General features: G+C 62.4%; 23 protein-coding genes and 1 riboswitch. Of the genes, 10 read left to right on the forward strand and 13 right to left on the reverse strand.

Annotated elements, in window-relative coordinates; translation table 11 throughout:
- Positions 1–377: 377 nt before the first annotated feature.
- A complete protein-coding gene (locus BN1127_RS20165) occupies positions 378–869 on the forward strand; it encodes an RNA recognition motif domain-containing protein (protein WP_005326417.1) in 492 nt (163 codons plus the stop codon).
- A 4-nt stretch (positions 870–873) separates the two neighbouring features.
- Here BN1127_RS20165 and murI read toward each other — a convergent pair whose 3' ends face one another.
- Together murI and BN1127_RS20175 are read right to left on the reverse strand one after the other, a co-directional pair.
- Positions 874–1,662, reverse strand: a complete 789-nt coding sequence (murI, locus tag BN1127_RS20170; RefSeq protein WP_042650634.1) for a glutamate racemase — start codon at positions 1,660–1,662, stop codon at positions 874–876.
- 115 nt (positions 1,663–1,777) lie between these two features.
- Positions 1,778–3,613 (reverse strand): TonB-dependent receptor domain-containing protein, encoded by a 1,836-nt coding sequence (locus tag BN1127_RS20175; protein ID WP_042650635.1) that lies wholly within the window; start codon positions 3,611–3,613, stop codon positions 1,778–1,780.
- A gap of 52 nt (positions 3,614–3,665) precedes the next feature.
- Positions 3,666–3,843, reverse strand: a riboswitch (cobalamin riboswitch).
- Between the two features lie 209 nt (positions 3,844–4,052).
- Between BN1127_RS20175 and purE the strand changes: the two genes are divergently transcribed.
- Positions 4,053–4,562 carry a 5-(carboxyamino)imidazole ribonucleotide mutase gene (purE, locus tag BN1127_RS20180; RefSeq protein ID WP_042650636.1) on the forward strand — a complete coding sequence of 170 codons (510 nt, stop codon included), beginning with the start codon at positions 4,053–4,055 and terminating at the stop codon, positions 4,560–4,562.
- Entirely contained in the window at positions 4,559–5,683 is a 1,125-nt protein-coding gene (locus BN1127_RS20185; RefSeq protein WP_042650637.1) for a 5-(carboxyamino)imidazole ribonucleotide synthase, read from the forward strand. Before purE ends, BN1127_RS20185 begins: the two co-directional genes overlap by 4 nt.
- 71 nt (positions 5,684–5,754) lie before the next feature.
- On the opposite strand, the gene BN1127_RS20190 is transcribed toward BN1127_RS20185, so the two are convergent.
- The 4 genes from BN1127_RS20190 to leuE form a co-directional block, all read right to left on the reverse strand.
- Positions 5,755–6,951: an L-lactate MFS transporter gene (locus tag BN1127_RS20190; protein ID WP_042650638.1), complete on the reverse strand. Its 1,197-nt coding sequence runs from the start codon at positions 6,949–6,951 to the stop codon at positions 5,755–5,757.
- A gap of 109 nt (positions 6,952–7,060) precedes the next feature.
- Positions 7,061–7,792, reverse strand: coding sequence for a LytR/AlgR family response regulator transcription factor (locus tag BN1127_RS20195; protein WP_005326410.1), 732 nt, complete (start codon positions 7,790–7,792; stop codon positions 7,061–7,063).
- Positions 7,793–7,921: 129 nt separating this feature from the next.
- Positions 7,922–9,595 (reverse strand): sensor histidine kinase, encoded by a 1,674-nt coding sequence (locus BN1127_RS20200; RefSeq protein WP_005326409.1) that lies wholly within the window; start codon positions 9,593–9,595, stop codon positions 7,922–7,924.
- Between the two features lie 207 nt (positions 9,596–9,802).
- A complete protein-coding gene (gene leuE, locus BN1127_RS20205; RefSeq protein ID WP_005326407.1) occupies positions 9,803–10,441 on the reverse strand; it encodes a leucine efflux protein LeuE in 639 nt (212 codons plus the stop codon).
- A 222-nt stretch (positions 10,442–10,663) separates the two neighbouring features.
- Between leuE and BN1127_RS20210 the strand changes: the two genes are divergently transcribed.
- A complete protein-coding gene (locus tag BN1127_RS20210) occupies positions 10,664–11,884 on the forward strand; it encodes an MFS transporter (protein WP_005326405.1) in 1,221 nt (406 codons plus the stop codon).
- 82 nt (positions 11,885–11,966) lie between these two features.
- Here the strand turns inward: BN1127_RS20210 and BN1127_RS20215 are convergent, their stop codons facing one another.
- Positions 11,967–13,151 (reverse strand): BaiN/RdsA family NAD(P)/FAD-dependent oxidoreductase, encoded by a 1,185-nt coding sequence (locus BN1127_RS20215; protein ID WP_042650639.1) that lies wholly within the window; start codon positions 13,149–13,151, stop codon positions 11,967–11,969.
- A gap of 152 nt (positions 13,152–13,303) precedes the next feature.
- Positions 13,304–13,828 (reverse strand): non-heme ferritin, encoded by a 525-nt coding sequence (ftnA, locus tag BN1127_RS20220; RefSeq protein WP_005326403.1) that lies wholly within the window; start codon positions 13,826–13,828, stop codon positions 13,304–13,306.
- Positions 13,829–14,037: 209 nt separating this feature from the next.
- Here ftnA and BN1127_RS20225 point away from each other — a divergent pair, with 209 nt between their 5' ends.
- A complete protein-coding gene (locus tag BN1127_RS20225) occupies positions 14,038–15,813 on the forward strand; it encodes a diguanylate cyclase domain-containing protein (protein ID WP_042650640.1) in 1,776 nt (591 codons plus the stop codon).
- 143 nt (positions 15,814–15,956) lie between these two features.
- Here the strand turns inward: BN1127_RS20225 and fabV are convergent, their stop codons facing one another.
- The gene (gene fabV, locus BN1127_RS20230) at positions 15,957–17,144 is read right to left on the reverse strand and encodes an enoyl-ACP reductase FabV (RefSeq protein WP_042650641.1); all 1,188 of its coding nucleotides are present in this window, start codon (positions 17,142–17,144) and stop codon (positions 15,957–15,959) included.
- A 441-nt stretch (positions 17,145–17,585) separates the two neighbouring features.
- On the opposite strand from fabV, the gene BN1127_RS20235 reads away from it, so the two are divergent.
- Together BN1127_RS20235 and trpS are read left to right on the forward strand one after the other, a co-directional pair.
- Positions 17,586–18,020, forward strand: a complete 435-nt coding sequence (locus BN1127_RS20235; protein ID WP_005326399.1) for a universal stress protein — start codon at positions 17,586–17,588, stop codon at positions 18,018–18,020.
- 192 nt (positions 18,021–18,212) lie between these two features.
- The gene (gene trpS / locus BN1127_RS20240; protein ID WP_042650642.1) at positions 18,213–19,226 is read left to right on the forward strand and encodes a tryptophan--tRNA ligase; all 1,014 of its coding nucleotides are present in this window, start codon (positions 18,213–18,215) and stop codon (positions 19,224–19,226) included.
- Here the strand turns inward: trpS and BN1127_RS20245 are convergent.
- The gene (locus BN1127_RS20245; protein ID WP_042650643.1) at positions 19,205–20,164 is read right to left on the reverse strand and encodes a LysR family transcriptional regulator; all 960 of its coding nucleotides are present in this window, start codon (positions 20,162–20,164) and stop codon (positions 19,205–19,207) included. The two genes, trpS and BN1127_RS20245, sit on opposite strands and share 22 nt — an antisense overlap.
- Before the next feature lie 91 nt (positions 20,165–20,255).
- On the opposite strand from BN1127_RS20245, the gene BN1127_RS20250 reads away from it, so the two are divergent.
- Complete coding sequence (locus BN1127_RS20250) at positions 20,256–21,155, forward strand: DMT family transporter (protein ID WP_042650644.1); 900 nt, start codon at positions 20,256–20,258, stop codon at positions 21,153–21,155.
- Complete coding sequence (locus tag BN1127_RS21900) at positions 21,140–21,301, forward strand: hypothetical protein (RefSeq protein ID WP_082030184.1); 162 nt, start codon at positions 21,140–21,142, stop codon at positions 21,299–21,301. The genes BN1127_RS20250 and BN1127_RS21900 overlap by 16 nt, the downstream gene beginning before the upstream one ends.
- A gap of 132 nt (positions 21,302–21,433) precedes the next feature.
- Here the strand turns inward: BN1127_RS21900 and BN1127_RS20255 are convergent, their stop codons facing one another.
- Positions 21,434–21,892, reverse strand: coding sequence for a DUF6314 family protein (locus BN1127_RS20255; RefSeq protein ID WP_042650679.1), 459 nt, complete (start codon positions 21,890–21,892; stop codon positions 21,434–21,436).
- A 42-nt stretch (positions 21,893–21,934) separates the two neighbouring features.
- On the opposite strand from BN1127_RS20255, the gene BN1127_RS20260 reads away from it, so the two are divergent.
- On the forward strand, positions 21,935–22,795 hold the full coding sequence (locus BN1127_RS20260) for a DMT family transporter (protein ID WP_042650645.1): 861 nt from the start codon (positions 21,935–21,937) through the stop codon (positions 22,793–22,795).
- A 39-nt stretch (positions 22,796–22,834) separates the two neighbouring features.
- On the opposite strand, the gene BN1127_RS20265 is transcribed toward BN1127_RS20260, so the two are convergent.
- A complete protein-coding gene (locus BN1127_RS20265) occupies positions 22,835–23,698 on the reverse strand; it encodes a GGDEF domain-containing protein (protein WP_042650646.1) in 864 nt (287 codons plus the stop codon).
- 131 nt (positions 23,699–23,829) lie between these two features.
- Complete coding sequence (locus BN1127_RS20270; protein WP_042650680.1) at positions 23,830–24,534, reverse strand: 3-deoxy-D-manno-octulosonic acid kinase; 705 nt, start codon at positions 24,532–24,534, stop codon at positions 23,830–23,832.
- Positions 24,535–24,600 lie beyond the last annotated feature (66 nt).

Below are 24,600 nucleotides of genomic sequence, written 5' to 3' on the forward strand. Positions count from 1 at the left end.
TTCGCTTTTCTTTCGGCGCCCACTTCACAAGGAAGCTGGCTCATCAGTCCGGCGTGTTCCGCCGTGCTGGTAGGGGCGCATTATAGGGAGCCAGATCACGATGACAAGGGATTTTTTGAAGAAAGTCACGGAAACTTCAAATTATCCAGTTAGAAACAGCTTACCCAGTGTATATATACAATGTTATCCACAAGCCAATGATTTCAGCTCTGTTTTATTGGCATTTAACCGGGTCTTCCTTGCTTAAGGAATGCCATACTGAAGCGGATAATGTGTCCCTTGTGGTCCATGGTAGCGTCCTGTCGTAAAGCTGGTTACCATGGAGGTGAATAGAGTGTTGCACCTTTTTTGCTTTCATTTACAAAAGGTCTTTAAAGATGAATTTATCCAAGTTTCCCGTTTATGTGCAGGCGGCCGTTCTCGCTCTGGTGTTGGCGCTGGTCGGTTATCTGGTTGCCCAGGCCCTGCAGTTTTCCCTGAAAGCCGAAGTGATTTTTGCCGTAGGTCTGGCCATTGGCGGTTTCGTGGTACCGCTGTTCCTTAACCGGGCTCCTGCTGCTGCGGCCGAGCAGAATGCCAGCCAAGAAACATGCACCTTATATGTAGGCAACCTGCCCTACCGTGCCAACGAGATTGCCGTGCGCGAGCTCTTTGCCGAGCAGGGTCTGGTGATTTCCGTCCGTCTGATGAAAGACAAGGCCACTGGCAAGCGCAGGGGCTTCGGATTTGTTGAGATGCCGGTCGCCGATGCGGCCAAGGCCATAGCCGCGCTCAATGACAAGGAGTATCAGCAGCGCACCCTCAAGGTACGTGAGGCCAACGACAAGCGGGACAGGGATGAGAGGGACGGCGCCGAGGTCGACGCCTGAAGACTCAGTACAGCACCTCTTCGAGTGATGACAGCCCCCATGCTTGCAAGGGGGCTGTCAGTTTTTGGGCCCGGGCATCCAGCAGGCTGCAATAAGCATGGCCCTGTCCTTCACCGATGAGGGTGGATGGAAGCGCGGTCAGTAGATGGGCCACCCGCCTTGCCACCGCATTGCCCGAATCCACCAGTTGGCACTCCGGCATCAGTTGCCGGATTTCATCCCCCAGCAGCGGGAAATGGGTACAACCCAGTACCAGGGTATCCGGTCTCTCCTCCCCTTCTATCCAGTCAGCCAGCACCTCTCGCAGCAGAGCCATGTTGACCGGCTGTCCCGCCAGCTTGCGCTCGGCCTCGATCACTAGCTCGGTAGCCCCCTTGAGCAACACCCGCTTGCCCGGCGCAAACTGGGTGATGAGTTCATGGGTATATTCGCGGCTGACGGTGCCCGGGGTTGCCAACAAACCGATGCAGTCATTACGGGTCAGGGCGGCGGCAGGCTTGATGGCGGGCACCACACCCACCACAGGAATGCTCAGGGTGGCTCGCAGAGATGGCAGAGCTATGGTGCTGGCCGTGTTGCAGGCGATCACCACCAGATCGATGGCGTGTGCGGCCACCATGTGGCTGACCAAGCCGGTGCAGGCAGAAATCAGCTCTGGTTCGCTCAGCTCGCCATAGGGGAAGTGGGCGTTGTCGAAGCAGTAGAAATAGTTGTGTGCCGGCAGGGTGCGACGGATCTCCCCATAGACGGTCAAGCCGCCCATACCGGAGTCGAACACGAGAATATTGGCCACCAGAGCTCCCCCTTGGATGCGAGGCGGCGATCATACTCCCGCCAACGGCCAATAGAAAAGGCCCCGTACAAGACGGGGCCTCGCTTTTTCCTCTCTATATAAGCAGAGCAGCAAATCAGAGACGGTAGTCGGCGGTCAGCTTGAACTCGGTGCCTGGTGAGACATAGCCATAGGCCGGGACATAGTCACGATCGAACAGGTTGTCGATGCGACCGCCCAGGGTCAGCGCAGGTGTCACCCCGTAGCTGGCCCCCAGATTGACCAGGGTGTAAGAGCTCAGCACCACCCGCTCTGCGGGGAAGCTGCTGAAGTTCTTGTCGTCACGCTTGCCCACGTAGAGTAGCTCGGTCGACAGATCCACCTGGCCCAGCTGTACCTGCGTCAGCCAGCTCGCCTTCTGCTTGGCGCGTCGCAGCAGCGGCTGATCGCCATCGTTCTTGTCTTCGGTCTTGGTGTAATCGAAGCTCAGGTCATGATGGAGCGGACCGGTTTCCATCCCCAGCGCCACTTCCACGCCGCGGATCTCGGCATCCGTGTTGTCCGGTTTGCAGCTGGAGAAGGCGCTCTGGCAGGAAATCAGGTTCTGGATCTGGTTGCGATAGAGGTTCACTGACCAATCCCAGGCGGTGTAACGACCGGAGAAGTCCAGCTCCAGGTTCTTGCTCTCTTCCGGCTTCAGATCCGGGTTCTCATAACCGGGATAGTAGAGATCGAGGAAGGTCGGCGCCTTGAAGCCGGTGCCGTAGCTCAAGCGCACATTGTGGTTGTCGTCGATGTCCAGCCCGCTGGCGGCGGACCAGGTGTTGTGACGGCCATACTGCTCGTTGTCATCGGTACGGCCGGACAGCTCCCACAGCAGGGCCTGCCAGCGATAGCTGCCCACCGCAAACAGACCTGTATTGTCGCGATCCGGGGCATTGAAGGCCTGACCATAGCTGCGCGAATCGGACTTCATCTGCTCCTGCTGCCAATCGGCGCCACCGGTCAGGTTGAGCCCCTCGATGCCGCTCCAGCTGTTGATCCAGGAGAAGCGGGTCAAGCCGGTGTGGATCGGCTGGGCACTGGATTCCCCCTGGCTCTCCAGCCAGCTCTTCAGCTTGTTCTCGCCGTAGCTGGCTTCCAGCCGGCTGGTCAGGGTCGCGCTCTGGAACTTGAGGCCACCGTCGTACTGGAAGGCCTTCACCCGGCTCTGGTCGGCCGACTGATAGGCGTCATCCATCTCGGTCTGGTTGTCATAACCCTGGGCGTTGAAATCGGCACTCCAGGCGTCGTTGAAGGCATGGTTCATCCCGACCTGGCCATTGAGGCTATCGAAACCATCCCGATCCGGCTGCTGGGCACCGGCCACCACGTCGAACCCATCGGTCCGCTCATAGCCCACCAGCAGGTTCATGTCGGTCTGTTGGCCAAGCGCCTGCACGGTGCGCAGTTGGCCCTGACCATATCCATGGCTGCCTGCGCCCCCCTTCAGGTGGGTCTCGCTGCCATTCCTGGCGGAGGTCTTGGTGATGAGGTTGATGACGCCACCTATGGCATCCGAGCCGTAGACGGCGGCCCGCGGCCCGCGGATGTACTCGACCCGCTCTATGTTGCCGAGCGGGATCTGGCTGAGATCCGGCGTGCCAGCCACCATGGCGGCGATGGGGCGGCCATTCATTAGCACCAGGGAGTGGTTGGAGTTGGTGCCGCGGATGAAGAGGCTGCTCATATGACCCCGGCCACCCAGGGTGGTGATCTGTACCCCTGGCAGGGTCTTGAGCAGATCCGTCAGGCTCGATACCTGGCGGGATTCAATCTCGGCGCGATCGATCACCACCACAGGGGCCAGCACAGAACTGACGGGTTGTTCCACCCGATTGGCGGTGACCACCATGGTGTCATTGGCAGGAAGGGAAGACTGGGCAAAAGCCGCCGTTGGCAACAGGGCAGCCGCCAATAATTTCTTGGACATGAGAGATCCTTAAGTTCGCGTAAGCATCTACTTCGTGGCCGGTTTCTCTCGGCCCGAAATACGAACTTTGGCAGGTCTTCGGGCTTGGGGGCTGATGGCCTACGGCGACGGCTTCCCACCTGACGGCAGTGCCCTGATGTCGCTTCGTTCCCCCTTACCGCTGCGCGCCAGCTCCGGATTCTCACCGGATTCCCTTTTAAGCATGATGCGCCAAAGCGGGGGGATTATAGGCAGAGCAGGATTGGATGTATAGCCATCTGGATTTCTGTCATCATTTTTCCCACAAGAGGGTGTCGAGTGGCACAATTACCGCCCTGCACCTCTGTCATGGCCGCCGTTGGGCGCAATCTGAAGGGGTCAGACGCAAGAAATGTTGAGCCAGGTCCCACGGCTTTTTGGTAACATGCGGCAAACGTTTGACACCCCCGAGGAAGCCGTAATGACGACCCCCCCAATGATCGGCCTGGTAATGGGCTCTGACTCCGATTGGCCCGTGATGCAAGCGGCCGCCCGCATCCTCAAGAAGCACGGCGTGCCCTATGAAGCGCGCGTCGTCTCCGCCCATCGCACCCCGGATCTGCTGTTCGAATATGCCGCCAGTGCCCGCGAACGCGGTCTGCGCGCTATCATCGCCGGGGCTGGCGGGGCCGCCCACCTGCCAGGCATGCTGGCCGCCAAGACCACAGTGCCTGTGCTCGGTGTGCCCATCCCGACCCGTCAGCTCAAGGGGATGGACTCCCTGCTCTCCATAGTGCAGATGCCCAAAGGGGTGCCGGTCGCCACCTTCGCCATCGGCGAGGCGGGTGCCGCCAACGCCGGTCTGTTTGCCGTCTCCCTGCTGTCGGTTGCCCAGGATGGCGACGCCCCTCGCTATCACCAGCAGCTCGACAGCTTCCGCGCCAACGAGCGCGATCGGGTGCTGGCCCTGCAACTGGAGGACCCGGCATGATACTGCCCCCCGCTACCCTCGGCATGCTAGGAGGCGGCCAGCTCGGCCGCTATTTCGTGATGTCGGCCCATCGCCTCGGTTATCAGGTGATAGTGCTGGATCCGGATCCTGCCAGCATCGCCGGCGCCGCGGCCGACGCCCAGATAGTGGCGACCTATGACGACGCCGAGGCGCTGGCCGAGCTGGCTCGTCGCTGTGATGCCGTCACCTGCGAGTTCGAGAACGTGCCAGCAGCCTCCCTGGCCCTGCTGGAACAGCACCTGCCGGTGCGCCCTGCGGCCAGCGCCGTGCGTGTCTGTCAGGATCGCCGGGAAGAGAAAGCCTTCCTGACCCGCGCCGGGGTGCCGGTCGCCCCGAACCTGACCCTGTTGCCGGGTGAGCCGCTGCCGGCCCTGCCCAGCGACCTCTTCCCCGCCATTCTCAAGACGGCCCGCGAAGGCTACGACGGCAAAGGACAGTGGACTATCCACCAGGCCGACGAGCTGACAGCTGCCCTGGCTGTCAGCGGCGTGCCCTGCGTGCTGGAGAAGCGCCTGCCGCTGGAAGGGGAGTTTGCCCTCACCCTGGCCCGCAGCCCGAGCGGTGCCATCAGCGCCCTGCCCCTGGTGCAGAACTGGCACAGCGGTGGCATCCTGGATCAGACCCGCTCCCCGGCCAATGTCCCGGCCCTGGAAGCAGAGGCCCAGCGTATCGCCGAGCACATCATCGCCGCCCTCGACTATGTGGGGGTGCTGACGGTGGAGTTCTTCCTGGTTGGCGGCGCGCTGCTGGTCAACGAGATGGCTCCTCGCCCCCACAACTCGGGCCACCCCAGCATCGACAACGCCGGCTGCAGCCAGTTCGAGCTGCAGGTGCGCGCCCTGTGCGATCTGCCCCTGCCGGCGCAGGCTGACGTTCAGCCCGCCATCCTGCTCAACCTGCTCGGGGATCTGTGGCAAGACGGTACGCCGGACTGGGCCGGCGCCCTGGCCCTGCCCGGCGTGCACCTGCACCTCTATGGCAAGGGCGACGCCCGCCCCGGACGCAAGATGGGCCATGTGACCGTCACTGGCCGCGACTGGCCGGCGGTCGAGGCCACCGCCAGCCAGCTGCGCACCCTGTTGGGACTGCCGCCGCGCTAAGCGTCGCTGGTACCAACGAAAAGACCCGGGCCAAGGCCCGGGTCTTCTTTTTTACCGCAGTGGGGACCAGGTCAGCCCCGATCCGCCGCCACCGCAACGGGGGCCGGCAGCCGTATGGTGAGAGAGAGCACCAGGGCCACCACCAGCAACACCAGAATGAGGTTGAAGGTCGCCATGAAGCCGCCAAACAGGGAGGCCACGATAGAGCCTATGATGCTGCCCAAGCCAAAGCCCAGATAGATGACGCCGTAGTTCTTGGTCAGATTGTTGAGACCGAAGAAGTCGCTCACCAGGGAGGGATAGACGGTGATGGTGCCGCCGAAGCTGAAGGCGACGCAGGCCACCGCCACGAAGAAGAGGTTGGCATTGAGCGGCACGAACAGCAGCAGCGCCATGCCGGCCAGGGTGATCAACTGGGCGATGGTGATGACCCGGATGCGGGACATCTTGTCGGAGAGAATGCCCAGCACCAGACGGCCACCCAGATTCGCCATGGCGATGATGGCGACGGCGTTGGCGGCGACCACGGCAGGCAGACCCACCATCTTCTCGCCGATGTCCTTGGCCACGCCGATGACGTAGAGGCCGCTCATGCAGGCGGTGAGGAACATCAGCGCCAGCATCCAGTACTGCGGCTTGCGCATCGCCTCGGCCAGGGTGAAATCACGGCTCTCGGTCTGCTGCAGGGAGGCAGCCTGCTGGGGCGCATCCTTCATCAGCATGCCGCCCACCAGCACCATGGACATCGCAATCAGCCCCCACAGCTGGAAGGTGGTCTCAAGGCCGGAGCTGGAGAGCAGCAGCAGGTTGATGTACTTGAAGCCGAGGCTGCCGAGGCCATAGGCCCCGATGGAGCAGGCGGAGATCAGCCCCTTGCGCTCCGGGAACCACTTCACGCAGTTGGAGAGGGTCATCAGGTAGCCGGTGCCGTCGGCGAAGCCCACCAATATGCCGGCACAGAGATAGAGCATGGCCAGATTGCTGGCGTGAGCGGTGAGGAAGAAGCCGATGCCGAGCAGCACGCCGGCCCCCAGGGTGACATTGCGCACCCCGAACCGCTCCTGCAGCTTGCCTGCCAGGGAGGAGGCCACCGCCAGGGAGAGGCTGAGCAGACCGAAGGCAAACGCCACCTGACTGACCGGCTCGTCCAGCTTGTCGGAGAGCTGGGCGTTGAACAGGCTCCAGGTGTAGACGGAGCCCAGCGCAAACTGGGTGATGATGGTACCGATCAGGGTCAGATACCGGGTGCGATTCATCTCTTTAGTCATGATGCGTCTCGGGGAATGGCCATAAGGAAATTGAGGCCACTATAGGCAAGACGCAGCTCGCGCCGATCGATTAAGGCATGAAATGCAGATCGGCGGGCATGAATGACAATCAGAGGCGCATCAGCTGACGGAACGCCTTGATGTTGCTGCGGCTGACCGGCACCTCGAACGGCAGATCATGGAGCCGGATGAGATAGGTGCTGTTGAACCAGGGCACTATCTCGCGGATCTTGTTGATGTTGACGCAGTAGGAGCGGTGGCAGCGGAAGAAACCCTCCGCCGGCAACCGGCTGACAAACTCGCTGAGGGCCATGGTCATCACATAACGATCGGTGCGGGTGTAGACATAGGTGAGCTTCTCGTCCGCTTCCGCATAGTAAATCTGCTCGCAGGGGGTGACGATGATGCGCTCCCCCTTCACCAGATTGACGGTGCGATTGTGCGGCGTGCCCGGCTCGCTCCCCTGCCCCACCTGCGACTTGCCTGCATGTTCGAGCTTTTGCAGCAGATTGATGATGCGCGGCTCGTTGTAGGGCTTGAGGATATAGTCGAACGCCTCCAGCTCGAACGCCTCCACCGCGAACTCCTTGTAGGCGGTGACGAACACGATGTGGGGCGGATGGCTCGACTTGTGCAGGTTCTTGGCCAGCAGCAGGCCATCGATGGAGGGGATCTGGATATCCAGGAACACCACGTCCACCTCGTGATCCTGCAGGTATTTGAAGGCCTCCAGCCCATCCTCGAAGCTCGCCACTATCTCGATCTGGCTGTGCTGGTTCACCAGATAGATCAGCTCCTCCCGAGCCAGATATTCGTCTTCCACTATGATGGCTTTCAGCATGGCATTGCCCCCTGAAGGCACGCAGGAGAGGCCAGCTCCTCCCGTATCAAACATTCATCTTCGACAATAATGGCTGTCAGCATGACAACACCTCTCGCAGCACACCCTTATCCTCAACCATGATGGCCCTCAACATGGCATCGCCTCCTGATCCGGCAGATAGAAACAGACTTCGGTACCCGGCTCCAGCCGCTTGAGGTGCAGGCCGTCACCGTACAGCAGCTTGACCCGCTGATGCACGTTCATCAGGCCTATGCTGCGGCTCTCCACCCGGCCGGCGGCCACCCCGTCGATCACCGTCTGGCTGATGCCGTAGCCGGTGTCCCGCACCGCCACCCGGATACCGCCCGCCAGCTGTTTCACCTCTATGATGACCCGGCCCGGGGCGCTGCGGGGCTGGATGCCGTGCAGGATGGCGTTTTCCACCAAGGGCTGCAACAGCAGGCTCGGCACCTGAATGTGTACGTCGTCCACCTCGAACACCACCTCCAGCTTGTCGCCGAAGCGGGCCTGCTCGATGGCCACGTAGTCACGCACCTGCTGCAGCTCCTCCTGAATATCGATGAGCTCATCCCCCTTGTTGAGGTTGTAGCGCAGGTAGTCCGCCAGATTGGCGATCAGCTGGCGCGCCTGCTGGGGCCGGATGCGGATCAGCGACGAGATGGCGTTGAGGGCATTGAACAGGAAGTGCGGGTTGATCTTGCTCTGCAGTGCGGTGAACTCCGCCTTGCGGGTCATCTCCTTGAGCTGCTCGATGCGCGACACCTCCATCTGAGTGGAGATGAGCTGGGAGAGGCCCACCGCCATCTCCTTGAGGGAGCTGGTGATGCTGTGGGTGCGGCGATAGTAGATCTTGAGAGTGCCGCTCACCGAGCCGTTTTCCCGCAGCGGAATAATGATGACCGAGTGGAAATCGGAGAGGTGATACTGGCGCAGATCGTTGTTGATGATGATCTGGTCGAGCAGCACCGCCTGCTGGGTCATGCCGCTAATGGCGTGGTGCTCGTCCAGCTCGTAGTAATCCTTGCCGACCCCCACGTAGGCCAGCACGTCACGGGTATCCGTGATGGCCACCGCATCGGCATGGATCTCGCTCCTGATCACGCCGCACACCTGACCGAGGGAGTGGCGATCAACCTTCTGGAAGAAGGGCAGCGTCTGGTTCGCTATGTCCAGCGCCAGCTTGGCCTGCTTGGCGGCAATCAGCTCCTTCTCGTCATCCAGATCCTGCACCAGCTTGATGATGAGGCCGATACAGAGCGCCCCAGCGATCATGGGATAGGCGATGTGGCTGACGATTTCCACCCCCACCTCATGGGGTTCGGTCAGCAGCCAGATCAGCAACATGGTCAGCCCCTCACACAGCATGCCCGCCAATATGCCATAGAGCCAGAGCCGCGACTTGCGGCAGCGCAGGTGCAACCAGGTTGCCAGCAGACCGGCGATGATGCTGGCGATGAGACAAGGGATCGAGGTGTGACCATCCATGTCGATGAGGTAACGGTGCAGGCCTGAGATGACCCCGGCCGGAATGCCGACCCAGGGGCCGAACAGGATGCCGCCCGAGATGATGGCGATGATCCGCACATTGATCAGCGCCCCTTCCACCGGAATGCCGGTATAGGTGCTGAACACCGCAAACAGGCAGAAGATGGAAGCCACCAGCACCAGCTCCGCCGGGGTGTGATCCCGCTTCTGGAACAGTCGCTGGAACGGCCGGGTGCGGGTCAGGAGAAAGAGCGTCATCAGCATCAGCGCCGCCCGCTCAAACACCGCCAACAACATCATCTGATTTTCGAGCATGGGGCCTCCGGCCTATGGCCACGAGGGGCACACTATAGAAGGAATCTGGCCATGGACGGCTGACCCCGATCAAATCAGGGACATGAGACCACAACGGCAGGATTGAAAAGAGAGGGACCCTCTCATCGGGCCCCAGTGTACCGCAGGCAGGTACCAGAGAGGCATCGGGCTGCCATATTCAGCCCGATGGAGAAGGCAAGGACGGCATCAGGACGACAGGGTCGCCAGCCTGGCGGCGAAGCCCATGAAAAACAGGCCGATCAGGCCATTGCCCAACCGGGCAAGCCCCTGTTTACGTCGAAAGAAGCGGGCAACCAGAGTGCCGCCGAAGATCAGCAGGGTGAGATAGACGAAGCTCATGGCTTCCAGCATGCCCGCCAGCACTAGGTAGGAGATCCAGGTGTGGGCATAGCTGAAGTCGATGAACTGCACGAAGAAGGAGACGTAGAAGAGGATCGCCTTGGGGTTGGTGAGGCTCAAGGTGAGTGCCTTGGAGAAATAACGCTCCCCCAGCTCGACCGCAGACTCCTGCCCTTCACGCCGGGCAATGAAGTTGGCATGGAGGATCTTCACCCCCAGATAGAGCAGGTAGATGGCGCCGAGGTAACGCACCAGGGTAAACAGCAGGGGGGTGGTACGAATGAGGGAAGCAATCCCCAGGTAGGCGCAGAAGATGAGGATGGCATCGCCGACAAAGACGCCGAGGGCGGCGCGATAGCCCGGTCCTATGCCCCGTACGGTGGCGGTACGCAGCACATAAATGGAGTTGGGTCCCGGCGCAATGATGATGAAGAAGAGTCCCACCAGATAGGTCCAGACGTTGATGACTCCCAGGCTTTCGAACATGTTCCCTCCATGGCGGGCGATGGGCCGGATAGCGGCGGCAGGCTTTCTATACTAATCCGCCCCGCGCCAAGCACAAGATCTGACCTGCCATCCACACACCTTCAGGATGAACGCCTTGCACACCGATCGATAGCCACCCTGGCGTTCGCCCACTTTGGTTATGTCCAGATACACCGGGATAGGGCATGGTAGAGGGAGTATGAAACCGCAGATACCTCACCCATGGACAAGACCTTGATTACCGACACGCCGATCGCCGCGACACCCTCAGCCGACCCCCTGAACACCACCGCGTATCCGGTGATTGCCGCCATCAGCTTCTCGCACCTGTTGAACGACATGATGCAGTCGGTGCTGCTGGCCATCTATCCGTTGTTGAAGCTGGGGCTCGATCTGTCGTTCACCCAGATAGGGCTCATCACCCTTACCTACCAGTTCACGGGCTCGTTGTTGCAGCCGCTGATCGGCCTCTACACCGACCGCAGACCCATGCCGTATTCGCTGCCCCTCGGCATGGGCTTCACCCTGATCGGCTTGCTCTCCCTGTCACAGGCGGGCAGCTTTGGCGCCGTGCTGCTGTCGGCCATGCTGATCGGCATGGGTTCGTCCGTCTTCCACCCGGAATCCTCCCGGGTCGCCCGCATGGCGGCTGGCAACCAGCCAGGTCTGGCCCAATCCCTGTTCCAGATCGGCGGCAACCTCGGCTCGGCCATAGGCCCGCTGCTCGCCGCGCTCATCATAGTGCCGCAGGGACAAGGCAGCGCCGCCTGGTTCTCGCTGTTCGCCCTGGTGGGTGTCATGGTGCTCTGCCTGGTCGGGCGCTGGTCCAGCCATCACGGGGCCAACTTCCACAAGCGGATGAAGGCCCATGCTGGCAGTGGCCTGAGCCGCCGCCAGGTCGGCTGGTCGCTGGCCATCCTCGGTCTGTTGATGTTCTCCAAGTTCTTCTACATGACCAGCCTGAGCAGCTATTACACCTTCTATCTGATGGACAAGTTCAGCCTGTCGCTGGATAGCGCCCAGTTCCATCTGTTTACGTTCCTGTTTGCCGTCGCGGCTGGCACCGTGCTCGGCGGGCCGGTCGGTGACCGCATCGGCCGCAAACGGGTGATCTGGATCTCCATCCTGGGCGTCGCCCCCTTCACCCTGCTGCTGCCCCACGTCGACCTGTTCTGGACTTCGGTGCTCTCGGTGATCATCGGCCTCGTCCTGGCGTCGGCCTTCTCAGCCATCCTGGTCTACGCCCAGGAGCTGGTGCCCGGCAAGGTCGGCACCATCTCCGGCCTCTTCTTCGGCTTCGCCTTCGGCATGGGGGGCATAGGCGCCGCCCTGCTGGGTCAGCTGGCCGATGCGACCAACATAGAGACCGTGTACCAGCTCTGCGCCTACCTGCCGCTCATCGGCCTGCTGACCGCGTTCTTGCCAACCCTTAGAAAGGGATAGCGGGCCGCCCCGCGAGGGATACCGCCTATAAAAAACGCGGCCTGAGCAGGCCGCGTCTGAAGTTGATGAAGGCAAGGGTAGGTCAGCAGTACTGGCCAGCTACCCAGCCGGAAGACCAGGCCCATTGGAAGTTGTAGCCACCAAGCCAGCCGGTCACGTCCACCACCTCGCCGACGAAGTAGAGACCGGGCACCTTGCGCGCCTCCATGGTCTTGGAGGAGAGCTCGTTGGTATCCACCCCCCCCAGGGTCACCTCGGCGGTGCGATAGCCTTCGGTGCCGTTCGGCAGTATCTGCCAATCCCCCAGCAGGGTGGCAACCGCGTCCAGCTCCCGCTCGTTGTACTGGCGCATCGGCTTGCTGACCAGCTGGCCCAGCTCCACCAGCTTGTCGACGAAGCGCTTGGGCAGCTCGCGCCCCAGCACCGTCTTCAGCTCCTGAGCAGGGTGCGCCTGGGCCCAGGCCTTGAGGGCCGCCGGTATATCCAGCTCGGGCAGCAGGTTGATGTGGATCTTCTCCCCCGCCAGCCAGAAGGAGGAGATCTGCAGGATGGCGGGGCCCGAGAGGCCGCGGTGGGTGAACAGCATGGCCTCCTTGAAGCGGGTGCCATCCTCGGCGGTCACCGCCACCGGCAGGCTGACCCCGGCGAGATCGGCGAAGGCTTCTTTCTGTTCCTGATGCAGGGTGAAGGGCACCAGACCGGCGCGGGTGGGCAGCACTGTGAGGCCGAACTGCTCCGCCAGCTTGAAACCGTAGGGAGTGGCGCCGAGCTTGGGCATGGAGAGGCCGCCGGTGGCTACCACCAGGGAGTGGCAACGGATCTCGCCCTTGCTGGTGTCGAGCAGGAAGCCGTCATCCGTCTTGTTGACGGAGAGGATCTCGGTCTGGCACTGCAGGGTCACCCCGGCCCAGTCACACTCGGTGAGCAGCACCTCGACTATCTCCTTGGCGCTCTCGTCACAGAACAGCTGGCCCAGAGTCTTCTCGTGATAATTCACCCCGTGCCTGTCCACCAGATCGATGAAGTCCTGCTGGGTGTAGCGCGCCAGCGCCGACTTGCAGAAGTGCGGATTGCCCGAGAGGAAGGCGTGGGGACCGGCCTGATGGTTGGTGAAGTTGCAGCGACCGCCGCCACTGATGAGGATCTTGCGACCCGGTTTCTTGGCATTGTCCAGCAGCAGCACGGATCGCCCCCGATAACCGGCCTGGGCCGCACACATCAAGCCAGCCGCCCCGGCCCCGATCACCACCACATCCACTTGCTTCATCGTCACTCACCCACCAAAAGAAAAACGGCCCTGCCAAGGGGCCGTCATCGCATCCGGCAGAAACCACAGCGGCGGTTTCATGTCAGCATCAATCGAAAACGGCCCACAAGGGGGCCGTATTGTACTGGCTGAACACTAAGTGTCCACGACTATCAGGCGTTGCCGTCCATGATGCTGGCAGGGGCGCCCTTGGCCAGCTCGGCCAGCTCCTTGTCGATGAAGTAGAGACCCTTGCCATCCTCGCCCACCAGCGACAGACGATCGACGATGCTCTTGAACAACTTCTCCTCTTCGTGCTGCTCGGCCACGTACCACTGCAGGAAGTTGAAGGTGGAGTAGTCCTGGGTGGTGAATGCCACATGGGCCAGGCCGTTGATGCACTTGGTGATGTGGAACTCGTGCTCCAGGGTGGTGCGGAAGATGTCCCCCAGCGAGTTGAACTCGTGGGGAGGCGCATCGATGGCCCCCAGCAGCGGCATGCCACCGGTTTCGCTCACGTAGGTGAACAGGCGCTCCATGTGCTGGCGCTCCTCGGCGGCGTGTTTGCGCAGGAAGGTAGCGGCCCCTTCGAAGCCCTTGTCCTCGCACCAGGCGCTCATCTGCAGGTAGAGATTGGAGGAATAGAATTCAAGATTAATCTGCTCGTTCAACTTCTCGATCATGGCTTTGGCCAACATGATGATTCTCCACTGTGATTTGGTCACGATTGTCGCCACTGTTGCAGTCTGACGCAACCAGATACGACGGCCAGCACTCGCAGTTGTGACCCGGACGCATCTCATCCTGCCACCCATACGGTTATAGAGAAGCAAAGAAACATGGTGTAGGTAGCGTCAGCCATTATGATGGCGCCAGTGGTCGGGGAAAGGATTCAATGAGATTCATTATGGCACTGGCGCTGCTCTGGATAACCCAGTTGCAGGCCACTCCCTCCTTGCTGGAAGAGGCAGAATTGCAGGCGGCGCGCGATCCCGTCGGCTACCTGCAACGCCTCGACGCCAGCCCGCAGCAAAACATGGAGCTGTTCTACGCCAGAGCCCTGGCCCAGGCCGCGCTGGGCCGTTACCAGCAGGCCCTGCTGGACAACGCCCGCGCCCGCGGGCTGGCCAGTGCCCAGCAGGAGCTCCGGCGCCTGCTCGACTTCAGATTGCAGCAGATTGCCCTGACCCTGGATACCGAGGCCCCCGAGCAGGCCCTCCACCTGCTGACCCAGCTCAGGCCGGCCGTCCTGGGCCATGCCCAGCAGGAGTCCGAATGGCATGCCCTCAATGGCCTCGCACTCTACCGTACCCAGCAGCTGAAGGAGGCGATCGCCGAGCTCAAGACCGCCTTCCAGCTCAAGCAGAAAGGGCCAAGAAGCGCCCTCGCCACCCTGCAGCGTGCCCGCCTGCTGATGACCCTTGGCAACCTCTATGCCGATCTCAGCCTCCACCGGGAGGCCGAGAGCTACTATCAGGATGCCCTCGGGCAGATGGTGCGACTGAACGAGCCCAACAGCCAAGTCATCATCCGTGCCAACATGGCGCGGCTCTACATCGACATGGCACGCCCCGATCGGGCGCGCGAGCTGCTCGATGCCCTGCTGGCCGCCCCGGGGCTGTCGCCGCACTATCGTGCCATCGTGCTCGGCTATCAGGCCATGGTGTTCAACGCACAGCGAGACTGGCACTCGGCCTGGCAGAGTCTGGAAGAGGCGCAGGCCATTTATGAGGGGCTGGGTTACCCTCAGGCGGCCTCCCGGCTGACCGAGATCCGTGCCAGAACGCTGCAGGGACGGGGGGAGACCCAGCTGGCCTTGCAACTGCTGACGACCCAGCCAGGCCCGGTCAGCATAGAGGGCAAGGCGATGCAGGCCAGACTGCTGGCCGATCTGGGGCGCTACTCCGAGGCCTACGGGGTCATGACCCGCTACATGCAGCACTACAAACAGCACTTCAACCAGACCCTGAGCCAGCATGCCGCCGCCTTCCAGGTCGAGATGGACCTGGCCCGCAGCGAGGCCAGCAACCTCGCCTTGCAGCAGGAGAACGAGAACAAGCGCCAGCAACTGCTGTATCAACAGAGCGCCCGTTACTACCAGCTGATGCTGGTCGTCCTGCTGATCGGGGCCCTGATCCTGCTCGGGCTCACCACCCACAGGCTGCACCGCAGCTCGCGCCACCTCTACAAGCTCGCCACCTTCGATCAGCTGACCGGGCTGCCGAATCGGCGCGCCCTGCTGGAGCGGCTGGAACAGCAGTGGCAGCTGGATGCGCCGCTGACCCTGCTCATCATCGACATCGACCATTTCAAGCAGATCAACGACCGCCACGGCCACCAGACCGGCGATCAGGCCATCCGGCAACTGGCCCGGGAACTGAAGAACTGGGCGCCGGATCTGCAACAGGTCGGGCGCTGGGGAGGAGAGGAGTTTCTGGTGGCCATGGCGCAGGATGGCATCACCTGCTGGCGGCTGGCCGAGCAGTTGAGAAACCGGATCGCCTACCTGGCCGCCCCTCACATGACCATCAGCATTGGGGTGGCAGAGCGATCACCGGACGACGACAGCCTCAGCCAGCTGATCCACAGGGCCGACATGGCCATGTACCAGGCCAAGCGTCAGGGACGCAACCAGACCATACTGGCACCGACCTCCAACCAGCCCGTCAGCAACGTCGCCTGAGGCCGGGGCGGGAAGCCATCGTGACTGCTTGATGATCGTGCATCAGACAACAGATGCCAGGGGCGCAACCAGACCATGCTGGCGCCAGGCCCCAACCAACCCGCCGAACTCACCTGCCATGTTGCCTGAGGCAGGTAACGGACTCAGGGCAACAGCTCGGTCATGGAGGCGACATCCACCGGTGCCCCATAGTCGACGCCCGGCAGCTCGAAGCCGTTGAGCTGCATGAAGTCCTGGCGCAGCCCGGCGAAGTCCCCCAGGGCATGGAAGTTGTCCGGCGTTACCTTGGGCCAGAGCGCCGAGACGGCGGCCTGAATGGCCGGGTCGAGCTCATGGTCATCCATCCGGATCAGCCGGTTGCCGTCGGCCACCACCCCATTGGGCCCGTACATCTTGGCGGCGAACAGCCGCTGCATCTGCTCGATGCAACCCTCGTGCACGCCCCGCTCCTTCATCACCCCCATCAGCAGGCCGAGGTAGACAGGCAGCACAGGAATATAGGCGCTCGCCTTGGTCACCAACGCCTTGCACACCGACACCCAGGCGTGGCCGCCGAGCTCGGCTAGTTGCAGGTTGATGGTCTCTGCGGTGGCGTGCAGGTGCTCCTTGGCGTAGCCGATGGTGCCGTCTCTATAAAGGGGATAAGTGGATTCAGGGCCAATGTAGGAGTAGGCGACTGTCTGCACCCCTGGGGCCAGACAATCGGCCTGCTGCAACGCCTGCAGCCAGAGCTGCCAGTCTTCGCCCCCCATCACTGTGACGGTGTCGCGGATCTCCTCCGGAGTGGCAGGCGCCAGGGATTGCTGCACTAGGGCGTCCTGTTCCAGATCCAGCCCCCAGCCGCTGAAGGGCTGGCCCGTGGTCTTGAGCACGGAGCGCACCTGCCGGCCATCCGGCAGCACCCGGATGCCGCTGGCCAGGGAGTAGATCACCAGATCCACCTGCCCCAGCTGCTGGCGGATGGCGTCGATGGCCTGCTGACGCAGGGCATCGGAGAAAGCATCGCCGATCAGGTTGATGGCAATGCGCCCCTCCTGCTCCGCCGCCTGTCGAAACCAGATGTTGTTGTACCAGCCCGCGCTGCCGAGCCCCTTGTCGGAGGGCCCCCGTTCGAACGAGATGCCCAGAGTATCTGCGCCGGCGCCGAAGGTCAGCGCGATGCGCGACGCCAGCCCGAAGCCGGAGGAGGCACCCAGCACCAGCACCCGCCTGGGCCCGTTGAAGGAGCCCGCCGCCTTGACGCTGGCGATCTGCTGCTGCACGGCGGCACGGCAACCGATAGGGTGGCAGTTGCGGGCGACGCAGCCCTGGATCTGGGGATGAATGATCATGAATGAATCTCCAAGGAATCGATGGAATACGAGGAGCGGCGGCCGCTAGCACATCGATCATCGCCAGCGTCTCCACGGGAATTGGCTAGAGCATAACCAAGAAGCCGGTGATTACCTTGATGTCGGGCGGCATATGGGCAAGAAAGGGGGGCATAAAAACAAGAGGGAGCACAAGGCTCCCCAAAGCGTTATTCAGATGCTTTTTGTTGTGTTGTGTTCATTGCGAAGCACGGGCACATCCTATTCTTCTCCCTGGATCGGGGCAATAGACCGGTTGTGATCGGCTTCAAACTCCTGTTCAAAATATGTGCGACTCTGTCCCCGGGATGGCAACCGGGACGTACGGGTTTTCCATGCAAATCCCGAAACTGTGGTGACATCGCCGTTTTAGTTTCAGCGGACATTGGTATAGTGAATCCAGGATCAGTGAGGAGAACTCCCATGAGTGGAACCTATTACAAGCACATACTGGCCGCGATCGACCTGTCGGAAGACAACCGCAAGGTGATCGACAAGGCGGTCGACCGGGCCCGTTCCAATGGCGCCAAGCTGTCGGTGATCCATGTGGACGTGGACCTCAAGGATCTCTACACCGAGATGATCGATATCGACATCGACAACGTGCAGGATCAGGTGATCGCCGAAGCGAAAGAGAAGCTCGAGACCTTCCTGGCCTCGGTGGACTACCCCATCGAGAAGAAGCTGGTGATCTGCGGCGATCTGAGCGAGCGAGTCAACCAGGCGGTCAAGGATTACCAGATAGACCTGCTGGTGTGCGGCCATCGCCAGAGTTTCTGGAGCCTGCTCACCTCCAGCGCCCGCCAGCTGATGAATACGGTGCCCTGCGATCTGCTGGTGGTGCCCTTGCAGAAGTGATTAAACAGGCGTAGCTTGTTTATCCATGAATATCACAGCTTTCAATCGCAACAACTGGTGGTGCTGCTTATAAACAGGCGGCACCGCTTTTCTATGTGAAATTCCCAGAAGAAAACACCGTGACCGCCGAGAGGCGGTCATTGTTTTCATCCCTTTGTCGCCTCCCGGCCCACCCCAATCGGAGAGAGTGACATGCACGACCCCATTATCCTGACCGGCGATCGCCCCACCGGCAAACTGCACATAGGCCACTACGTCGGATCCCTGCGCCAGCGCGTCGAGGCCCAGCACCATTACCGCCAGTTCGTGATGATCGCCGATCTGCAGGCGCTGACCGACAACGGCCACAACCCGGCCAAGGTGACAGATCACGTGCTGGAGGTGATGGCCGACTACCTGGCCGCCGGCTTGGATCCGGCCAAGACCACCTTCTGCCTGCAGAGCGCCCTGCCCGCCCTCGCCGAGCTCACCACCTATTACCTCAATCTGGTCAGCGTCGCCCGGCTGGAGCGCAACCCTACGGTGAAGGCCGAGATCCAGCAGAAAGGGTTCGAGCGCAGCCTGCCGGCCGGTTTTCTGGTCTATCCCGTCAGCCAGGCCGCCGACATCACCGCCTTTCGCGCCACCCATGTGCCGGTCGGCGAGGATCAGCTGCCCATGCTGGAGCAGACCAACGAGATTGTGCGCCGCTTCAACGCCCTGGTGGGCAAGGAAGTGCTGACCGAATGTCAGCCCATCCTGAGCGACACCGGCCGCCTGCCCGGCATCGACGGCAAGGCCAAGATGTCCAAGTCCCTCGGCAACACCATAGAGCTCGGCATGTCGGCGGAAGAGATCAAGCAGGCGGTGTTTGCCATGTATACCGACCCCAACCACCTCAAGGTGAGCGATCCGGGCCTGGTCGAAGGGAATACTGTGTTCGCCTATCTGGATGCCTTCCACCCGGACAAGGCGCTGGTGGCCGAGATGAAGGCCCACTACCAGCGCGGCGGGCTCGGCGACATGCGCTGCAAGCAGGTGCTGAACGACTGCCTGCAGACCCTGCTCGCCCCCATGCGGGAGCGGCGTCAGGCGGCCATAGCCGACAAGGAGCAGCTGCTGCGCCTGTTGCAGCAGGGCACCTTGCAGGCCCGCGCCCTCACCGACGAGGTGCTGGCTGAGGTGAAGGGGGCGATGGGGCTGGACTACTTCGCCGGGTTGCGCTGAGTCGGCGCCCCCAACGCGGCTGCACCGTAGCGCTCGAAGGCGAGCCGGTGCAGCAGCCCCTTGAACCAGCCGATCGCCTCATCGTGGGCGCTGAGCGGGTGGCCCGCCATCAGATAGACGATGGGAATGGCGGGCTCCAGCTGATGCAGCCGCAACGGGTAGTAGCGGCAGAAGTGGCGCCCTATCATCTCGGGCACCACCACCAGATAGCGGCCGGTCGCCATCAGCTGCGGCACCGCCATAAAGCTCGGCAGCCGCACCCCCAGCTCCCGCGCCACCCCGAAGCGTGCCAGCCAGAGATCCACCATGGCCTGGCTGTGCCCCCAACTGGAGGTGTGGATGTGGGGGCGGCTCACCAACTCGTCCGGCCCCAGCTCATCGGGCAGCTCACTACCAAGCGGTGACAGGCAGACCAGGGGATTGCTGAACCACTCCTCGCGCCACAAGCGAGGGGAGAGATGGTTGGCGCCCGCAAAACCGATCACCAGATCCAGCTCCCCCTTCTCCAGCTCCCGCTCGTAGTCGCTGTCCGCCAGCTCGCACACCTCCAGCCGGCAATGGGACGCCTGCTGCACCATGCGCTCCACCAGGGTCGGCACCAGACCGTGCTCCACCGAGCCCGGGGTGGCGATGCGAAAGACCCGCTGCGCCGTGGCGGGATCGAACCCCTTCGCCTGGCGCAGGCCCTGCTCCAGCATGGCCAACGCCTGACGCACCGGCCCGGCCAGTGCCTTGGCGCGCTCGGTCGGCATCATCTCCCGCCGGCTCATGACGAACAGCGGATCATCCAGCGCCTGGCGCAACCGCCCCAGCGCATGGCTGACGGTGGACTGGGAGAGGTGCAGCCGCTCGGCGGCACGGGTGACGTTGTGCTCCTGCATCAGCATGTCGAACACGGTGAGCAGATTGAGATCGAGGCGGGAGAGGGGGAGTTCCATCGATGTTGGCCATAGTTGAATGACTACAATTCATTTTTGGCATAGTAGCAGATTGCATAGAATGCGCGGGCAAATTACATCGGAGATTAAAATGCGTAGCTATCTGTTGTTGCTGGCGATCGGCCTGTTGTGGGGCTCCCAGTTCATTTTCATGCATCAGGCCGTCGCCGAGCTGCCCCCCATCATGGTGGCCGCCGGACGTGCCGTGTGCGGCAGCCTGACCCTGGGTCTGCTCTGCCTGTTCATGCGCCTCAAGAGCGAGCACACGCCGTGGCGCACCTACATGATGATCGCCCTGCTCGACGCTACCATCCCCTTCATCATGGTGGCCTGGGGCCAGCAGTATGTGGACAGCGCCATCGCCGCCGTGGTCATGGGTTGTATCCCCTTTGTGACCATTCTGGCTGCGCCCCTGTTTATTTCTGGTGAAAAAATCACCAAGGGTGGCCTGATCTCCGTGGCCGTCGGCTTCGTCGGCGTGCTGGTGCTGTTCTGGCCGAAACTGGCCAACGGCATGAATGCCGGCCTGCTCGGCTCCATCGGCATACTGTTCGGCGCCAGCTGCTTCGCCATCGGCCTGCTGATGATCAAGCGCTTCGCCAAGGACCACCCCGTGGTGGTGGCTCGCAACATCCTGATCTCCTCCGCCGTGCAGTTGCTGCTGGCCGCGCCCTTCGTGACCGATCTGAGCGCCCTCACCCTGCCGAGCCAGCATGCCATCGGCGCCGTCGCCGTGCTGGGCGTGTTCTGTACCGGCCTGGTCTACTTCCTCTACATGGCGTTGATCCAGAAGGCGGGCCCGACGTTCGCCTCCTTCAGCAACTACCTGGTGCCGCTGTTCGGCGTCATGCTGGGTGCCCTGTTCCTCGGCGAGCAGATCCAGTCCACCACGGGTGTGGCGCTGGCGCTGATCCTGGGTTCAGTGGCCCTCAACCAGTGGGCCCAACAGCGCCGCACCCAGCGGGAGGCGACCCCATGTCAGGCATCCTGACCACCCTGTGCGGCGGTCTGGTGCTGATTGCCGGCTGGCAGTATCGCCACCGGCTGGCCGGCGTGCTCGGCCTGCTGATGCTGACCCTGCCCTGGTTCTTCGACAGCAAGCTGCAGGCCATGCTGAGCTATGCCCTGAGTGCCTGAATACCCGTTTCTGAATGTGTGACGAGAGTGTATCTCTCCTGTTTTTTGGGACCGTTTTAAAAAACCTCCGATTCGTCCCCGCTACCGGCGCTCTGCGCCGGTTTTTTTATGCCTCCCTTGCCCTACCGCCCGTCACACCCGATAGCGATAACTCAGTCGCTCGTTCTTGCGCGGACCGGTGATCTGCCAGCCGAGCAGAAAGCCGTCCCCGGTCGGCGTCAGCTCGGCGCTGTAGTGATCCTGACCGCACAGGTGGGGCTCGGCGGTGAGCCAGCGACCATCCCCCTGAGGCAACAGCTCGAACAGCAGCACCGGCGCCTGGTGGCGCAGGTGGGAGAGGCTGATCCCCCGCTCGCCGCGCCGCCACCAGAAGCTGTTGTGCATGGCGAGCACCCGGCCATGGGGCGTGGTATAGCGCCCCTGCTCCGTAAACAGCCAGCCCCCCTGATGATCGGTCACCCGCACCTCCCCCTCCCCACGGCCGTTCCAGTCGGTCGCGGAGCCCGCTCCGTTGCTCGCCTCGAAGGCAAAAGCGCCGATCCGTGGCAACTGTTCCCATAAACGCTGGATCGCGCTTTCCAACTCGGCCATCATAGCGCCCTCCAAATTGACAACTGACGACAATTCAATCACATGAACTACTTGATAGGGGTTACCCTGCTCTGGTCCTTCTCCTTCAGCCTGATCGGGGTCTACCTCGCCGGCCAGGTGGACGCCTACTTCTCGGTGCTGACCCGCATCGCCCTCGCCAGCCTGGTGTTCCTGCCCTTCCTGCGCCGCCGCTGGCTGCGCCCCGATCTGGTGGTCAAGCTGATGGCACTCGGCGCCATCCAGCTCGGCATCATGTATCTGTTCTACTACCACTCCTTCCTGCTGCTGACGGTGCCGGAAGTACTGGTGTTCACCATCTTCACCCCCATCTACGTCACCCTGATCCACGATCTGCTGGAAGGGCGCTTCAAGCCGACCTACCTGTGGGGGGCGCTGCTGGCGGTGCTGGGGGCGGCCGTCATCCGCTTCGATGGCCTGACCGAGAGCTATGTGATGGGATTCCTGGTGGTGCAGGGAGCCAACCTCTGCTTCGCCCTGGGTCAGGTGGGCTACAAGGTGCTGCTGGCGCGAGAGGCGCAGCAACCGCCCCAGCTGGCGGTGTTCGGCTGCTTCTATCTGGGGGCCCTGGTGATCGCCCTGCCCGCCTGGTGGCTGCTGGGCCAACCACAATACCCGACGAGTGGATTGCAGTGGGGCATTCTGTTGTGGCTGGGGATTGGCGCTTCCGGGCTCGGCTACTTCCTGTGGAACAAGGGGGCTACCCTGGTGAGCAGCGGCGTGCTGGCCATCATGAACAACGCCCTGATCCCCGCCGGTCTGCTGGTCAATCTGGTGCTCTGGGGCAAGGATACGGATCTGTTCAGGCTCAGCGTCGGTGCCCTGCTGATGCTGGCCTCCCTCTGGGTCTGCCAGCGTCAGCCTGCGGGTACAGGCCTCCTTTGACCCACAGGCGTCAGCGGGTGAGTGAGTACTGACTAAAAATCAGCCAACCACAGTGTTGCGTTCCCGTCTGGCCTGGCCGTGGCAGGAGGCCAGCCGGGCCAGCAGGTGATCGAGCTGCTCGGCGTTCTGGCTCTGCACCAGACCTATGCTGACGGTCACCGGCCGCTCGGGCAACAGGCTGGCATCGGCGATCTCGAGACGCAACCGTTCGGCAATCTCGAGACCGCTCAGCCGATCGGTCTGGGACAGCATCAGGATGAAACCGTCCTCATCCCAGCGGGCGAAGGGATCTTCCCGCCGCAATTCGCGGCGCACAATACGGGCCAGCTTGGCCAGCATGGCGTCACAGGCGGCCTCGCCAAACAGCTGCAATATCTTGCTGCGGTGATCCACGGTGAACTGCAGCAGGCAGAAGCTGCCGCTCTCGCTGGTCAGCCGCTCGTCCAGCAGCGACTCGAAGTGGCTGCGGCTCTCGAGCCCGGTGAGAGGGTCGGTGTCGTGGCGATCATCCAGCTGGGGCATGGCCGCATCCAGATGGCGCACCACCCCCAGCAGCTGGCCTCGTTCGTCGCGGCGCACCCGCTCTTCCAGCCGGATGTAGTGGCCCTGATGGTGCAGGATGCGGTACTCGAGCCGCAACCCGCTGCTGCGCCCCTCCCGACAGGCATCGATGGCCTCCCCCAGGCGGGGCCCGTCATCCGGGTGCACCCTATCCAGCCAGCCGAGATCATCCAGCTCGTTCCCCGCCAGCCCCAGCAGTTGCAGGCAGGAGGGATCGCGCCTCAGGCCCTGTTCGGCCGACCAGGTCCAGATCCCGGCCTCCAGCATCGCCATGGCTTCTGCCATCAGCGTCACCTCAAGCGGGGTAATGACCTCAACCCCGGGAGTCTCATACCTTTCCATCACGCGCCTCGACACCGGATCTGACTATCTGCCCATTCAGCAGCACTCAATAAGTAACATTGGCGATTGCGCCGAGCAACAGCGTCAACCCGCTTTTCCCTAGTGCCCTTTTATCCGCACCCGCCACGCCCTCAGCCCTGATAGCCTTTCATCAGCTCTTGCCAGTTCTCCGGCACGAAATGGAAGCTGGTGTGCAGTTGGGACTCCTTGCTGAAGGAGCGCTGCAACCGTTCCAGATTGGCCTGCTGCCAGCTGCCGGGGGAGCGGATAGCCCCCTTGTCAAAATCGATCACCCACACCTTGCCCTCCTTGTCGAGCAGCAGGTTGTGACTGTTGAGATCCGCATGATAGACCCCGGCCTCGTGCAGCCGACGCACCGTCTGACCCACCTTGTGCCACACCTCGTCGGCGAGCGGCCCCTGCTTGAGCAGGGCCACCAGATCCTTGGCGCCACGAATGCGCTCGATCAGGATGTCGGCGCGATAGAAGGGCCCCTGCTTGACCATGCGGGCCGCGAATGGCCGTGGCACCGGCAGCCCCTGTTCGCTCAACTGGGCCAGCAGACGATATTCGGCCATGGCGCGGCTCGATTCCACCCCTTCGAACCAGAAGCGATCCCGTACCAGCTTGCCCACCATGCCGCCGCGATAATAGTGGCGCAGCACCAGGTGGCGCGACTCATCCTTGACGAACCAGGTCACCCCGCGGCCGATGGCGGAGCCCACCACCTGCCGATGGGTCTGCCACCAGGCCGGATCGAACAACGCGGGGGAAGGGTCGCGGAAGGCGCCTTCGGCATACCAGCAGATCTGGTTGTGGGCGGTCTGTGTCAGCATCATGAGTATTCCGGTCAATAGTGGGGCGCAATGCATCCCGTCATGGGGACTGTGCCGGTCGGGCAG

Origin of the sequence: Aeromonas media (assembly GCF_000819985.1) — a bacterium.
Classification (GTDB): domain Bacteria; phylum Pseudomonadota; class Gammaproteobacteria; order Enterobacterales; family Aeromonadaceae; genus Aeromonas; species Aeromonas media.

Bases quoted from the DNA above. Each gene is read 5' to 3' on its own strand.
- BN1127_RS20165 (WP_005326417.1), top strand. From the start codon at position 378: ATGAATTTATCCAAGTTTCCCGTTTATGTGCAGGCGGCCGTTCTCGCT.
- BN1127_RS20175 (WP_042650635.1), bottom strand. From the start codon at position 3,613: ATGTCCAAGAAATTATTGGCGGCTGCCCTGTTGCCAACGGCGGCTTTT.
- purE (WP_042650636.1), top strand. From the start codon at position 4,053: ATGACGACCCCCCCAATGATCGGCCTGGTAATGGGCTCTGACTCCGAT.
- BN1127_RS20185 (WP_042650637.1), top strand. From the start codon at position 4,559: ATGATACTGCCCCCCGCTACCCTCGGCATGCTAGGAGGCGGCCAGCTC.
- BN1127_RS20190 (WP_042650638.1), bottom strand. From the start codon at position 6,951: ATGACTAAAGAGATGAATCGCACCCGGTATCTGACCCTGATCGGTACC.
- BN1127_RS20195 (WP_005326410.1), bottom strand. From the start codon at position 7,792: ATGCTGAAAGCCATCATAGTGGAAGACGAATATCTGGCTCGGGAGGAG.
- BN1127_RS20200 (WP_005326409.1), bottom strand. From the start codon at position 9,595: ATGCTCGAAAATCAGATGATGTTGTTGGCGGTGTTTGAGCGGGCGGCG.
- leuE (WP_005326407.1), bottom strand. From the start codon at position 10,441: ATGTTCGAAAGCCTGGGAGTCATCAACGTCTGGACCTATCTGGTGGGA.
- BN1127_RS20210 (WP_005326405.1), top strand. From the start codon at position 10,664: ATGGACAAGACCTTGATTACCGACACGCCGATCGCCGCGACACCCTCA.
- BN1127_RS20215 (WP_042650639.1), bottom strand. From the start codon at position 13,151: ATGAAGCAAGTGGATGTGGTGGTGATCGGGGCCGGGGCGGCTGGCTTG.
- ftnA (WP_005326403.1), bottom strand. From the start codon at position 13,828: ATGTTGGCCAAAGCCATGATCGAGAAGTTGAACGAGCAGATTAATCTT.
- BN1127_RS20225 (WP_042650640.1), top strand. From the start codon at position 14,038: ATGGCACTGGCGCTGCTCTGGATAACCCAGTTGCAGGCCACTCCCTCC.
- fabV (WP_042650641.1), bottom strand. From the start codon at position 17,144: ATGATCATTCATCCCCAGATCCAGGGCTGCGTCGCCCGCAACTGCCAC.
- BN1127_RS20235 (WP_005326399.1), top strand. From the start codon at position 17,586: ATGAGTGGAACCTATTACAAGCACATACTGGCCGCGATCGACCTGTCG.
- trpS (WP_042650642.1), top strand. From the start codon at position 18,213: ATGCACGACCCCATTATCCTGACCGGCGATCGCCCCACCGGCAAACTG.
- BN1127_RS20245 (WP_042650643.1), bottom strand. From the start codon at position 20,164: ATGGAACTCCCCCTCTCCCGCCTCGATCTCAATCTGCTCACCGTGTTC.
- BN1127_RS20250 (WP_042650644.1), top strand. From the start codon at position 20,256: ATGCGTAGCTATCTGTTGTTGCTGGCGATCGGCCTGTTGTGGGGCTCC.
- BN1127_RS21900 (WP_082030184.1), top strand. From the start codon at position 21,140: ATGTCAGGCATCCTGACCACCCTGTGCGGCGGTCTGGTGCTGATTGCC.
- BN1127_RS20255 (WP_042650679.1), bottom strand. From the start codon at position 21,892: ATGGCCGAGTTGGAAAGCGCGATCCAGCGTTTATGGGAACAGTTGCCA.
- BN1127_RS20260 (WP_042650645.1), top strand. From the start codon at position 21,935: ATGAACTACTTGATAGGGGTTACCCTGCTCTGGTCCTTCTCCTTCAGC.
- BN1127_RS20265 (WP_042650646.1), bottom strand. From the start codon at position 23,698: ATGGAAAGGTATGAGACTCCCGGGGTTGAGGTCATTACCCCGCTTGAG.
- BN1127_RS20270 (WP_042650680.1), bottom strand. From the start codon at position 24,534: ATGCTGACACAGACCGCCCACAACCAGATCTGCTGGTATGCCGAAGGC.